The following is a 13,225-nucleotide window of genomic DNA, read 5'->3' as shown; positions in this document are numbered from 1 at the left end:
TGTCAACCTTACGAGTCCCCGGGCGTCGACGGCATGCCGCCCGTCACCTCTGGCCACGACTTCGGGGCTGGGCCGAACGCCCGACGACCAGCCCTCACCGCCAGAGAGGCGAGGGCGGCGTTGGCGCCACCACCTATCACCGCGCCGATACCGAACGGTGCCACTCGGCCGAGAACGATGATTCCCTGCTTGGTTCCGTACTTCGTGACGAAGTTCTTCCCCAGGATCTTGTTGATCTGGCGCAACGTCTCGACCGGTACCTTGGCGACAACCTGACGTCCCCAGTGTTGCCCCGTCCGCTCGGCGACCTTGGTAATGGTGGTGGACCCGCTCCCGCCGAGCATGATTCCCAGCACGATAGTCCGGCGGCGCTCGACCTCGTCGATGGGGACGCCGTGGACTTCGGCGATCGAAAGCGCGAAGAGCGCGCTCAGCTCAAGAGACGAGAGAGTTTCGCCTGCCGACAGTGCCAGTGCGACTCCCGTCCCGACGCCGGGCGCGGCTGCGGTTGCTCCCACCGCGGCACCCGTCCCGCTCAAGGCGCTGACGTACATCCGCTCCAGATTGCGGATCACCTGTGCCGGTGTCGCCTCTGGGTTTCGCTGGCGGGCTCGGGCGATGTTCTTGCGTACCAGCGGGGTCTGGAGGTCGATTGCCTTGTCGAGGAGATCGAGGGCTCGCTGCCCACGTACGGCTGCTTCCGGATCCGGTCCGTCGTGGGTATCTGTTGCCATGCCTTGGCCCCCCAGGTCGTCACATCCCAACTGAAGTTGTCACTTAATCAGCTGGAAAGCCCTCGCGTCAGATGAACCAGGGATGCCGGGGGGCCGGTGCGGCAGACGCCGACGACTTCTGCCGATGGGGCGGGCGTCTTTGTCGTCACTGGTGGAGACGATGTGTTCGTGTTCGCGGCGCTGAGGGCGCCCCCCCCCACGTGTGGCGCCCTCAGTGTGTCATCCGCGTCAGCCGACGCTGCCATACTCCACGGGGAAGTCCGGCGGCCAGGGCAGGGCGAAGTCGAACAGGGACGGGTCCTCGAACTCTCGGTCTGCCTCGCGCCATGAGGGGTTGCCGGAGACGACGAAGCTGTCCCCGTCGGATTCGATCATCCAGGTGAAGCCCGCATCCTCGGCGGCGAGGTCATGGCGCTCTATCAGCACCGCGAACTCGGCCTCCGACGCCAAGCGGACGTGGAGCCCGTTCTCGTAGATGGGCTTGAGCAGCATGAGCTCCACATGCCCGAAGTACACCTCGACGCGGGTGTCCGTGTTGTCGACCGCGGTGGCGTCGCTGCGCAGCAGCAGCTGCCGGTGAGACGCTGCGAAGCTGACCACCCGGAACAGACGTCCCTCTCGTACGAAATCCGGCATTCTCTCTGTTCTTCCTGCCCTCGGTGTTCTCGGAGGCCTCGGGGTCCTCGGCTCGCTGGACCCGGATCACCTTGAGACGCGGCGTCGCCACTTCCCACACGGTGGCGCGCGGCCTCCTGACGGGATGTCATTCATAACTTCCTGCACTTCTTTCACGCCACCCCCTGCCCTTCTCGGCCATCGCACCCTTAACATCACGCCACCGCAAGGTTTCTGAAAGATTGCAGCAAGAACCTTCAATGGAGAAGGAACCCCCACATGGTCAGCAGCAGAACCCTTTCGGGCGCCGTCGCCCTCGCCGCCGGAGCGGCCCTCATGGCTCCCGCGACCGCCGCCCACGCCACCCCGCCCGGTACCAAGGACGTCACCGCCGTCCTGTTCGAGTGGAACTTCGCCTCCGTCGCGAAGGAGTGCACCACCACCCTCGGCCCGGCCGGCTACGGATACGTCCAGGTCTCCCCGCCCGCCGAGCACATACAGGGCTCGCAGTGGTGGACGTCGTACCAGCCGGTCAGCTACAAGATCGCCGGGCGCCTCGGTGACCGCGCCGCGTTCCAGAGCATGGTGAACACCTGCCACGCGGCGGGCGTCAAGGTCGTCGTCGACACGGTCATCAACCACATGGCGGCGGGCAGCGGCACCGGCACCGGCGGCTCCTCGTACACGAAGTACGCCTACCCGGGCCTGTACTCCTCCTACGACTTCGACGACTGCACCTCCCCGGTGACCAACTACCAGGACCGCTGGAACGTCCAGCACTGCGAGCTGGTGAACCTCGCCGACCTGGACACCGGCGAGGAGTACGTCCGCAAGACCATCGCCGGCTACATGAACGACCTGCTCACCCTGGGCGTCGACGGCTTCCGCATCGACGCGGCCAAGCACATCGACACCGCCGACCTGGCCAACATCAAGTCCCGGCTGACGAACCCGGGCGCGTACTGGAAGCAGGAGGTCATCTACGGCTCCGGCGAGGCCGTCCAGCCCACCGAGTACACCGGCAACGGCGATGTGCAGGAGTTCCGTTACGCCTACGACCTCAAGCGGGTCTTCAACAACGAGAACCTCGCCTATCTGAAGAACTACGGCGAGGGCTGGGGGTATCTGAGCAGCTCCGTCGCGGGCGTCTTCGTCGACAACCACGACACCGAGCGCAACGGCTCCACCCTCGACTACAAGGACGGCGCGAACTACACCCTCGCCAACGTCTTCATGCTGGCGTACCCGTACGGCGCCCCGGACATCAACTCCGGCTACGAGTGGTCCGACACGGACGCCGGTCCGCCCAACGGCGGTACGGTCAACGCCTGTTGGCAGGACGGCTGGAAGTGCCAGCACGCCTGGCCGGAGATCCTCCGCATGGTCGCCTTCCGCAACGCCACCCGCGGCGAGGCAGTCTCCGACTGGTGGGACAACGGGGGCGACGCGATCGCCTTCGGGCGCGGCGGCAAGGGGTACGTGGCCATCAATCATGAGAGCGGCTCCCTGACCCGGACCTACCAGACCTCCCTGGCCGCGGGGACGTACTGCAACGTCCAGAACAACACCACGGTGACGGTGAATTCGAGTGGCCAGTTCACGGCCACCCTCGGCGCCAACACCGCCCTGGCGATCTACACCGGCAAGTCGAGCTGCTGAGCCCCAGTACCTCTACCAGGGCCTGGACCCGGCCGCCACGGGCCCGTACGACACGCTCCCGTGGCGGCTGGGCCTGCTCACCCAGACGAACTCGAACTGCTGAGGCCTACCTCCAGGTGTCGCTCGTGGTGTATCCGGACGAACTGCCCGTCGTGTACGAGCGGTTCGTCCCGGACTCCCAGGTGACCGTCCCCGACGCGTCCTTCTTGATGAACTTGTATTCGAAGGCCGTGCTCTTCGGGACGATCACCGTCCTGCTCCACGTCGGGTAGGACGCCGAGGACAGCGGGATCGCGTCGGCGGTGTTCCAGGAGCCGAGCGAGGCGATCGAGCCGACGACGTAGACGTTGGTGCCCCAGGTCGTCGTCGCGTTGACGTTGAAGGTGACGTCGGTGGCGCTCGCGGTGGCCACGTTCCAGGAGCTGTTGACCGTGATCGCCGAAGTCGCCGTCGCGGCCGTCCGGTTGGCGTTGGACTCCCAGGTCACGTTCCCGGAGGCGTCCTTCTTGATGTACTTGAACTCGAACGACGTGTTGATCGGCACGCTCACCTCGCCCGACCAGACCGGGTAGCCCGAGGAGGACAGGGCGACCGCCTTGGAGGTGTCCCAGCCGCCGAGGGCCGCGATCGAGCCGACGACGAAGACGTTCGTGCCGGTGGCCGTCGACGCGTACTCGTTGAACGTCGTGCTCACCGTCGACGTGGAGCCGCCGCCGTCACCGCCGCCCGGGTCCTCGCAGCCGACCGTGCAGGTGTAGGAGCCGTCGTAGAAGGCGATCGCGCTCTTCGCCGGGATGGTGAGGGAGGCGCTGCCGCCCGAGACGGTGACCGTGCTCGCGCCGCCGTCGATCACGTTCTTGTACGTGCCGTCGGCCATACCGGTCGTGAAGGTGTACGTGGCGCCGGCGGAGCCGTTGTTGAGGGCGAAGAAGCCCGCTCCGCTGCGGCCGAAGCCGATGACGCTCGACGACTTGGTCTGCCAGTTGGAGACGGCGGCGGTGTCGGTGGCGTTGTGCCAGGCGACCATGCCGACGACCGCGGTGTCCCGGTCGAGGCAGTACCAGGAGCCGTTCGCGCAGTCGGTGTCGGTGACGAAACCGGCGGAGTTCGGCGGGGCCTGGTCGCTCTGCGTCCACTCCCAGCTCGCGTACACGGTCGGCGTGGACCACTTGTAGGCGAGCTGGAAGAGGTTGGCGAGCTTGTAGGAGTCGCCGTCCTTGTAGCTCATGTGCAGTCCGTTGCGCTCGGTGTCGTGGTTGGTCACGAAGGACACCGAGTTGGCGGCCGGCAGGATGCCGGAGGAGGACAGCGACTCCAGATCGCTGACATTGCCCTGGAACGCCGACTTCAGCTTGCTCGCGTAGGTGAAGTCCAGGACGTCACCGGAGGCGTAGTAGTCGGCCGGCTGCGGGGTCGAGCCCGGGTAGATCTCCTGGAAGACGTACGGCGTCGCCCCCGAGGTCGTGGTGGTCAGCCTGGCCTCGATCGCCGCGAGGTCGGCCTCGGGGATGTGCTTGGCCGCGTCGACCCGGAAGCCGTCCACCCCGAGCGCGATCTGCTTGTTGAGGAAGGCCGCGATGCCGGAGCGGACGTTGTCGTTCTCCGTCTCCAGGTCGGGCAGGCCGAGCAGTTCGCAGTTCTGCACCTCGGAGAGGTTCGACCAGTCGTCGATGATCAGGTCGGAGTCGTTGCAGTCGTCGGACTGGTGGTAGTCGCCCGGGTCCCAGTCCGGGGTGTCGTACTTGTTGGTGAGGGTCGTGCCGTTGTAGCCGGTGCCGGTCTGGGCGGCGGTGTGGTTGATCACCGCGTCCGTGTAGACCTTGACGCCCGCGTCATGGCAGGCGGTCACCATCGAGGCGAACTTCGCCGCCGTACCGAAGCGGCTGTTCAGGTTGTAGGAGTACGGCTGGTAGACGTCCCACCAGTAGTACGAGGACTGCTTGAGGGACTCGGCGGGCGGGGCGACCTGGACGGCGCCGTAGCCGGCCGGGCCGAGGACGTCGGTGCACTCGTCGGCGATGGAGTCCCAGTTCCATTCCCACAAGTTGGCGATGACATCGCCCTTGGCGGTGGTGTCGGCGTGGGCGGCACCGGCGGGCAGCGCGACGGCTCCGGCGAGGGCCAGGGTGGCGGCGGCCGCGGCGGTGGCGGCGCGCCGGAGGACACCCGGGGGGTGGTGTCTGGTGGTCATGTGCGGCTCCGGAAAGGGGTTTCGTGTTTCAACAACCCGTGAGAGTGGGGCAGTTGCGAAGGGCCCGTCAAGGCTCCGGTGCAAATTCTTGCTGTTGCTTGCAAGACTCTTGCTGTAAACCTTTCGGCAGCGATACGGTCGCGCGGGGTCGGACCCAAGAGAGCCGCCGTCGCTAGGAGTTCACACCGGTGATACACGTCAGACGGGTCGCGGCCGTCGCCGTCGCGGCCCTGGCCGCCGCGCTCGTACAGCCGCTCGCCGCCCACGCGGACAGCCCGCCCCCGCCGCCCTCCGACGCGAGGCTCGCCGCCGAGCCCGCCCGGCACGACGACACCCGCGAGCAGTTCTACTTCGTCATGCCGGACCGTTTCGCCAACGGGGACACCGCCAACGACAAGGGCGGTCTGACCGGTTCACGGATGACCACCGGCTACGACCCCACCGACAAGGGCTTCTACCAGGGCGGCGACCTCAAGGGGCTGACCAAGCGCCTCGACTACATCAAGGGTCTCGGCACCACCGCCATCTGGATGGCCCCGATCTTCAAGAACCGGCCCGTGCAGGGCACCGGCAGCAACGCCTCGGCCGGCTACCACGGTTACTGGATCACCGACTTCACCCAGGTCGACCCGCACTTCGGCACCAACAAGGATCTCGAGACGCTCATCGCCAAGGCGCACGCCAAGGGCATGAAGGTGTTCTTCGACGTCATCACCAACCACACCGCCGACGTCGTCGACTACGAGGAGAAGTCCTACGACTACCTCTCCAAGGGCGCCTTCCCCTATCTGACCAAGGACGGCGAGCCCTTCGACGACGCCGACCACGCGGCAGCCGGGAAGAAGTTCCCCGCCGTCGACGCCGACTCCTTCCCGCGCACCCCGAAGGTCACGTCGACGTCCAAGGTGCCGTCCTGGCTCAACGACCCGACGATGTACCACAACCGGGGCGACTCGACGTACGCCGGTGAGTCCACGACCTACGGCGACTTCTCCGGCCTCGACGACCTGTGGACCGAGCGGCCCGAGGTCGTCAGCGGGATGGAGAGGATCTACCAGCGCTGGGTCAGGGACTTCGACATCGACGGCTTCCGGATCGACACCGTGAAGCACGTGAACATGGAGTTCTGGACCCAGTGGGCGACCGCCCTCGACGCGTACGCGGCGAAGCAGGGCCGCAAGGACTTCTTCATGTTCGGCGAGGTCTACTCCGCCGACCCGTCGATCACCTCCCCGTACGTCACCCAGGGCCGCCTCGACGCCACCCTCGACTTCCCCTTCCAGGAGGCGGCCCGCCAGTACGCCTCCCAGGGCGGCAGCGCACAGAAACTCGCCGGTGTCTTCGCCGACGACTACACGTACACGACCGACAAGGCCAACGCGTACGAGCAGGTCACCTTCCTCGGCAACCACGACATGGGCCGCATCGGCTACTTCCTGAACCAGGACAACCCGAAGGCCACCGACGCCGAACTGCTCAAGAAGGACCGGCTCGCCAACGAGCTGATGTTCCTCAGCCGCGGCAACCCGGTCGTCTACTACGGCGACGAACAGGGCTTCACCGGCTCCGGCGGCGACAAGGACGCCCGCCAGACGATGTTCGCCTCCAAGGTCGCCGACTACCTCGACGACGACGAGATCGGCACCGACCGCACCCACGCGAGCGCCGCCTATGACACGAGCGCCCCGCTGTACCGGCGGATCGCGGCCCTCGCCCAGCTCCGCAAGGCCAACCCGGCGCTGACGGACGGCGTCCAGACCGAGCGGTACGCGGCGGACGGCGCGGGTGTCTACGCCTTCTCGCGCACCGACGCGAAGAGCGGCGCCGAGTACGTCGTCGCCTTCAACAACGCGGACACCGCACGCACGGCGACCTTCGCGACCGGGTCCGCGCGCATGGCCTTCCACGGGATCTACGGCACCAGGAGCACGGTCACCTCCGGCGCCGACAAGAAGATCACCGTCACCGTCCCGGCCGGTTCGGCGATCGTCCTCAAGGCCGCCGGACCGCTCGCCAAGCCCGCCACCAGGCCGACGCTCACCCTGACGGCCCCGGCGGCCGGCGCCACCGGAACCGTCGAGCTCAGTGCCGACGTGGACGGCGGGCAGCTCGACCGGGTCGTCTTCGCCGCCCAGACCGGCAACGGGAAGTGGCAGACCCTCGGCTCCGCCGACCACGCCCCCTACAAGGTCACCCAGACCCTCGGCAAGGACGTCCCGGCCGGAACCGCCCTGCGCTACAAGGCTGTCGTCGTCGACTCGGCCGGCCGGACCGCGAGCGCCACCGCCACGAGCACCACCGGCACCCCGCCCGCCGAGGAGACCCCCACCGCCTCCTCCCGCGACTACGCGATCGTCCACTACAAGCGCACCGACGGCGACTACACCGACTGGGGCCTGTACGCCTGGGGCGACCTCGCCGACGGCGAGGCGACGGACTGGCCGGCCAGCCACCCCTTCACCGGCCGTGACGCGTACGGCGCCTTCGCCTACGTCAAGCTCAAGCCCGGCGCCTCGTCGATCGGCTTCCTCGTCATCGACAAGGACGGCACCAAGGACGTCTCCGCCGACCGCACGATCGACGTCACCGAGACCGGCGAGGTCTGGATCGAGCAGGGCAAGGAGGACGTGCAGACGGAGCGGCCCGACTACCCCGCCCAGGACAAGTCGAAGGCGATCCTGCACTACCACCGCGCCGACGGGGACTACGACGGCTGGGGCCTGCACGTCTGGACGGGCGCCGCGAACCCCACCGAGTGGTCCAACCCGCTGAAGCCGGTGCGGACCGACGCCTACGGCGCCGTCTTCGAGGTGCCGCTCACCGACGGGGCCACCAGCCTCAGCTACATCCTCCACAAGGGCGACGACAAGGACCTGCCCGCCGACCAGTCCCTGGACCTCACGGCGAACGGCCATGAGGTGTGGCTGCTGGGCGGCCAGGAGAAGTACCTCCTCCCGCAGCCGGCCGGATCCGCCGCCGCGCTCGACCTGACCACCTCCAAGGCGGTCTGGATCGACCGCGACACCGTCGCCTGGAACGGCTCCGAGGCCGCCGCCTCCACCCAGCTCCTGTACTCCCACGACGGCTCGATCACCGTCGACAAGGGTGCGCTGACCAGCGACGACGAGCGCTGGCTGCGGCTGTCGAAGACCACGCTCACCGACGCCCAGAAGGCGAGGTTCCCGCACCTGAAGGCCTACACCGCGTGGTCCGTCGACCCGCGCGACCGCGACCGGGTGCGTGAGGCGCTCGGCGGACAGCTCGTCGCCTCCCAGCGGGCCGTGAACGGGGCGGTCCTGGCCGCGACGGGCGTCCAGATCGCCGGAGTGCTCGACGATCTGTACCCCGGCGCCACCAAGGCGAAGCTGGGCCCGACCTTCCGGGACGGCCGCCCCACGCTGGCCGTCTGGGCGCCTACCGCGCAGAAGGTGTCCCTGGAGATCGGCGGCCCCCTGGTGAAGATGAGGCGTGACGCCGGCACCGGCGTCTGGTCCGTCACCGGCCCCCGGTCCTGGAAGGGCAAGGCCTACCGGTACGTCGTGAAGGTCTGGGCGCCCAGTGTCCGCAAGGTCGTCACCAACCAGGTCACCGACCCCTACTCGGTCGCCCTGACGGCGGACTCCGCGCGCAGTCTCGTGGTCGACCTCGACGACAAGTCCCTGGCGCCGGGCGGCTGGTCCTCGTACACCAAGCCCCAGGCGGTGCCGCTCAAGGACGCCGAGATCCAGGAGCTGCACATCCGGGACTTCTCCGTCGCGGACCCGACCGTGCCGGCGCAGGACCGCGGCACCTACCTCGCCTTCACCGACAGGAACAGCGACGGCTCCAAGCATCTGCGCGCCCTGGCGGAGTCGGGCACGTCGTACGTCCATCTGCTGCCCGCCTTCGACATCGCCACCATCCCCGAGAAGAAGGCCGACCAGGCCACCCCCGACTGCGACCTCGCCTCCTACGCGGCCGACTCCGACCAGCAGCAGGAGTGCGTCGCGAAGACCGCCGCGAAGGACGCCTACAACTGGGGCTACGACCCGTACCACTACACGGTCCCCGAGGGCTCGTACGCCACCGACCCGGACGGCACCGCGCGCACGGTCCAGTTCCGGAAGATGGTCAAGTCCCTGAACGGGGACGGCCTGCGGGTCGTCATGGACGTCGTCTACAACCACACCGCGGCGAGCGGCCAGGCGGACACCTCCGTCCTGGACCGGATCGTCCCCGGCTACTACCAGCGCCTCCTCGCCGACGGATCGGTCGCCAACAGCACCTGCTGCGCCAACACCGCCACCGAGAACGCCATGATGGGCAAGCTGGTCGTGGACTCGGTCGTCACCTGGGCCAAGGAGTACAAGGTCGACGGCTTCCGCTTCGACCTCATGGGTCACCACCCGAAGGCCAACATCCTCGCCGTCCGCAAGGCGCTCGACGCGCTGACCCCCGCCAGGGACGGCGTGGACGGCAAGAAGATCATCCTGTACGGCGAGGGCTGGAACTTCGGCGAGGTCGCCGACGACGCCCGGTTCGTGCAGGCCACCCAGAAGAACATGGCCGGCACGGGCATCGCGACCTTCTCCGACCGGGCGCGGGACGCGGTGCGCGGCGGCGGGCCCTTCGACTCCGACCCCGGCGTCCAGGGCTTCGCGTCCGGCCTGTACACCGACCCCAACTCCTCCACGGCCAACGGGACGACGGCCGAGCAGAAGGCCCGCCTCCTGCACTACCAGGACCTGATCAAGGTCGGTCTGTCCGGCGACCTCGCCGCCTACCGGTTCACCGACACCGACGGCAAGGAGGTCACCGGCGCCGGGGTCGACTACAACGGGCAGCCCGCCGGATACGCGGCCGCGCCCGGCGACGCCCTCGCCTACGCCGACGCGCACGACAACGAGTCCCTGTTCGACGCCCTCGCCTACAAGCTGCCCTCGTCGACGAGCGCCGCCGACCGGGCCCGGATGCAGGTCCTCGCGATGGCCACGGCCGCCCTCTCGCAGGGACCGTCGCTCTCTCAGGCCGGCTCCGACCTGCTGCGCTCCAAGTCCCTGGACCGCAACTCCTTCGACAGCGGCGACTGGTTCAACGCGATCCACTGGAACTGCGCCGACGGCAACGGCTTCGGCCGCGGGCTGCCCCCGGCCGCCGACAACGCCTCCAAGTGGCCCTACGCCAAGCCGCTGTTGACGAGCGTCGAGGTGGGCTGCCCGCAGATCACCGGCGCCTCCGCCGCGTACCGGGACCTGTTGAGGATCCGTACGACGGAGAAGGCGTTCTCGCTCGGCACGGCCGCGCGGGTGCAGTCGGCGCTGTCCTTCCCGCTGTCCGGCACGGACGAGACGCCCGGGGTGATCACCATGGAGCTGGGCGATCTGGTCGTCGTCTTCAACGCGACGCCGGACGAGCAGAAGCAGCGGATCGTTTCTCTCGCCGGTCACGGCTACCGGCTGCACCCCGTGCAGGCGTCGGGCGCGGACTCTACCGTCAAGACCTCGTCCTACGTGCGGGAATCGGGCACGTTCGCCGTTCCGGGTCGTACTGTCGCGGTCTTCTCCCGGGTCTCCTGATACAGGACTAGCTTGGTGGGGCGGTCCCGGCGCGGGGCCGCCCCACCACGTCGTTCCCTAGAGGGCCGGGAGTCCCACGGTGCCCGCCGATCCGCTGCAGACGCAGTCCGCCGTACGGGCCGCCCTGCGCGGGGCGCGGCGCAGGGGCGAGGCGGAGGCGCGGGCGCGCCGGCTGACGCTCCTCGCGGAGGCGACCGTCGCCGTGCAGACCGCGCGCTGCCCGGGCGAACTGGCAGAGGCCGCCGCGGAGGGCGCCGCCCGGCTCGCCGGGTCCCCCGCGGTGGTCTTCGTGATCGGCCCGGACGGCGGACTGCACCGGGGCGCCTCCCTGGACCGCGGCACCCTCGGGCTGCCGGACGCCGCCGCGCACGAGACGGTCGCCCGGCTGGTCTCCCGGCTCGCGTCGGTTCCCGGCGGGGCGCCGGGCGTGCTCGTGCCGGCGACGGTGTGGCCGGCCGGGTTCTTCCGGCCGGGCCGCCGGGAGGCCGCCCGGCTGGTGCCGGCCGTGACCCCGGGCCGGCGCACCCCCGTCTGCGTGGCGGTCCCGGCCGCCGCCCCCGTCGTCGACGACGGACTGCTCTCCCGGCTCGCCCAGGTCACCGCGCTGGCCGCCGAGCCGCTGCTGCTCTACCAGGTGGAACGGCATGTCGCGCTCACCCTCCAGCACAGCTTCCTGCCCCGCCCCGACCGGCCGCCCCGGCTGCCCGGCGTGGACCTGGTGGTGCGGTACGTGCCCGCGTCCCGGGAGACCGAGATCGGCGGCGACTTCTACGCGGCCGTCTCCAGCGGCGCCGGGGTGCTCACCGCCGTCGGGGACGTCGTCGGGCACTCCCTGGAGGCCGCCACGGTGATGGTGGAGATCCGGCACGCGCTGCGCGCCTACTGCGTCGAGGACCCCGACCCGGCCGTGCTCGCGGCCCGGCTCGACCGGATGCTCCAGCACTACCACCCCGACGTCACCGCGACCGTCTGCCTGACCCTGCTGGAGCCCACGACCGGACGGCTGCGGGTGGCCAACGCCGGGCACCTTCCCCCGCTGGTCGTCTCCGCCGCCGGCACCGCCGCCTACGTCGACGTGGACGGCCCGCTCCTCGGCCTCGGCCTCGACCGCCCGGCCCCGACCGAGACGGTGCTGCGCCGCGGCGAGAGGCTGCTCATGGTCACCGACGGCCTGATCGAGACCCGCGGCACGGACCTCGGCGTCAGCCTGGACCGCCTGCGCACCGCCGCCGCGACCGCCCCACCGGGCCTGGACGCCCTCTGCGACCTGCTGCTCGGCCACTTCGCCCACGATCAGGACGACGACATCGCGATGCTGGCGCTGCGGCTAGGGTGACGTGACGCCGTCGCCCTGGAACAGGAGTGCTCATGCCGAACATCACCGTGGACCACTCGGCCTCGATCGAATTCGACCGGGCCGCCTTCGCCCAGGCTCTGCACACCTCGGTGGTGGAGATCGCGGCCGCCAAGCCGGAGGCCTGCAAGACCCTCTTCCGCAAGGCCGACGAGACCGCGTACGGGTACGAGGACCCGGGCGAGCGGGGCCATGCGATCGTCCACGTCACCCTCGGTCTGCTCGCCGGCCGCACCGAGGAGACCAAGGCGAAGCTGACCGAGGCCGTCCTGGAGCTGCTGCGCGAACATGTGGAGGACGGCGGGTGGTTCGTGCTGCACGCCTCCGCCGAGGTCCGCGACCTGGACCCCTCGTACCGCAAGTTCGAGCGGGAGTGATCGCTACGACGCCAGTGCGATGAGCCGGGCCGCCAGGTTCCCGAAGGGGCCCTCGGCCGGCTCACCGGCCAGCATGGGGTGCAGCAGCTTGCGCATCTCGTCGTCGTAGGCCGCGCTGACGGCGGTGAGCGCGGCGAAGTCGTGCACCAGCTGCACCTCCAGCTCCCCGCGCGGGATGCGCCGCCCGTCCAGCCAGATCAGCGCGGTCGACTCGGCGAGCGAGATCCAGGAGCGCACCACCAGTTCCAGCCGGGCGGGCGGGTCCGTGATGCCCAGGTGGGACAGGATCTGCTCGTAGGCGGCCTGGCGCACGGAGTCGATCAGGGCGTTCGTCGTGGACGAGCCGACGGCCGGGCCGCCGCGCATGAGGGCGGAGAAGCCCGGTCCGTGCTCCTCGACGAAGTCGAAGTAGCGGCGCATCACCCGCAGCAGCCGTGAGCCGAGCGGCCCCTCGTGCGCCTCGGTGAAACGGCCGGCGAGATCCTCCGAGGCACGCTTCAACGCGGCCTCGTACAGGCTGAGTTTGCCGGGGAAGTAGTGGTAGACGAGGGGGCGTGAGATACCGGCGGCGGCCGCTATCTCGTCGATGGAGACCTCGTCGGGCGAGCGCTGGGCGAACAGGTCGAGGGCGACGCCGATCAACTGCTGCCGACGCTCCTCGACTCCCATTCTTCGACGAACCCCGGTAGTCATGCGCCCACCTTACCGATCGGATCCGGCCCCGAACGGACCGGATCGGC

Annotated in this window: 7 protein-coding genes and 1 pseudogene; 4 read left to right on the top strand and 4 right to left on the bottom strand. The window is 69.3% G+C overall.

Annotated elements, in window-relative coordinates; translation table 11 throughout:
• Positions 1–8: 8 nt before the first annotated feature.
• Positions 9–734, bottom strand: coding sequence for a hypothetical protein (locus tag ABZ490_RS39540; RefSeq protein ID WP_359001919.1), 726 nt, complete (start codon positions 732–734; stop codon positions 9–11).
• A 228-nt stretch (positions 735–962) separates the two neighbouring features.
• Positions 963–1,334 (bottom strand): hypothetical protein, encoded by a 372-nt coding sequence (locus tag ABZ490_RS39535; protein WP_359001917.1) that lies wholly within the window; start codon positions 1,332–1,334, stop codon positions 963–965.
• Between the two features lie 294 nt (positions 1,335–1,628).
• On the opposite strand from ABZ490_RS39535, the gene ABZ490_RS39530 reads away from it, so the two are divergent.
• Positions 1,629–3,008, top strand: coding sequence for an alpha-amylase family protein (locus tag ABZ490_RS39530; protein ID WP_359001915.1), 1,380 nt, complete (start codon positions 1,629–1,631; stop codon positions 3,006–3,008).
• A 106-nt stretch (positions 3,009–3,114) separates the two neighbouring features.
• Here the strand turns inward: ABZ490_RS39530 and ABZ490_RS39525 are convergent, their stop codons facing one another.
• A complete protein-coding gene (locus ABZ490_RS39525; RefSeq protein ID WP_359001913.1) occupies positions 3,115–5,199 on the bottom strand; it encodes a carbohydrate-binding module family 20 domain-containing protein in 2,085 nt (694 codons plus the stop codon).
• A 188-nt stretch (positions 5,200–5,387) separates the two neighbouring features.
• Between ABZ490_RS39525 and pulA the strand changes: the two genes are divergently transcribed.
• From pulA to ABZ490_RS39510, 3 genes and pseudogenes are all read left to right on the top strand, one after another.
• On the top strand, positions 5,388–10,754 hold the full coding sequence (gene pulA / locus ABZ490_RS39520; protein ID WP_359001912.1) for a pullulanase-type alpha-1,6-glucosidase: 5,367 nt from the start codon (positions 5,388–5,390) through the stop codon (positions 10,752–10,754).
• A gap of 76 nt (positions 10,755–10,830) precedes the next feature.
• Positions 10,831–12,090 (top strand): annotated as a pseudogene (locus tag ABZ490_RS39515) (PP2C family protein-serine/threonine phosphatase); the annotation flags it as partial.
• Positions 12,091–12,122: 32 nt separating this feature from the next.
• Entirely contained in the window at positions 12,123–12,485 is a 363-nt protein-coding gene (locus tag ABZ490_RS39510) for an isomerase (protein ID WP_359001910.1), read from the top strand.
• Between the two features lie 3 nt (positions 12,486–12,488).
• Here ABZ490_RS39510 and ABZ490_RS39505 read toward each other — a convergent pair whose 3' ends face one another.
• Positions 12,489–13,178: a TetR/AcrR family transcriptional regulator gene (locus ABZ490_RS39505; protein WP_359001908.1), complete on the bottom strand. Its 690-nt coding sequence runs from the start codon at positions 13,176–13,178 to the stop codon at positions 12,489–12,491.
• Positions 13,179–13,225: the final 47 nt, after the last annotated feature.

Origin of the sequence: Streptomyces sp. NPDC005811, assembly GCF_040630405.1 — a bacterium.
Taxonomy (GTDB): domain Bacteria; phylum Actinomycetota; class Actinomycetes; order Streptomycetales; family Streptomycetaceae; genus Streptomyces.
Note: the sequence above shows the minus strand (reverse complement) of the source record. Positions and strands in the feature narration are given on the sequence as shown.

What these genes read in the sequence shown, in the direction of transcription:
- ABZ490_RS39540 (WP_359001919.1), bottom strand. Translation starts at nt 734, where the DNA reads ATGGCAACAGATACCCACGACGGACCGGATCCGGAAGCAGCCGTACGT.
- ABZ490_RS39530 (WP_359001915.1), top strand. Translation starts at nt 1,629, where the DNA reads ATGGTCAGCAGCAGAACCCTTTCGGGCGCCGTCGCCCTCGCCGCCGGA.
- ABZ490_RS39525 (WP_359001913.1), bottom strand. Translation starts at nt 5,199, where the DNA reads ATGACCACCAGACACCACCCCCCGGGTGTCCTCCGGCGCGCCGCCACC.
- ABZ490_RS39510 (WP_359001910.1), top strand. Translation starts at nt 12,123, where the DNA reads ATGCCGAACATCACCGTGGACCACTCGGCCTCGATCGAATTCGACCGG.
- ABZ490_RS39505 (WP_359001908.1), bottom strand. Translation starts at nt 13,178, where the DNA reads ATGACTACCGGGGTTCGTCGAAGAATGGGAGTCGAGGAGCGTCGGCAG.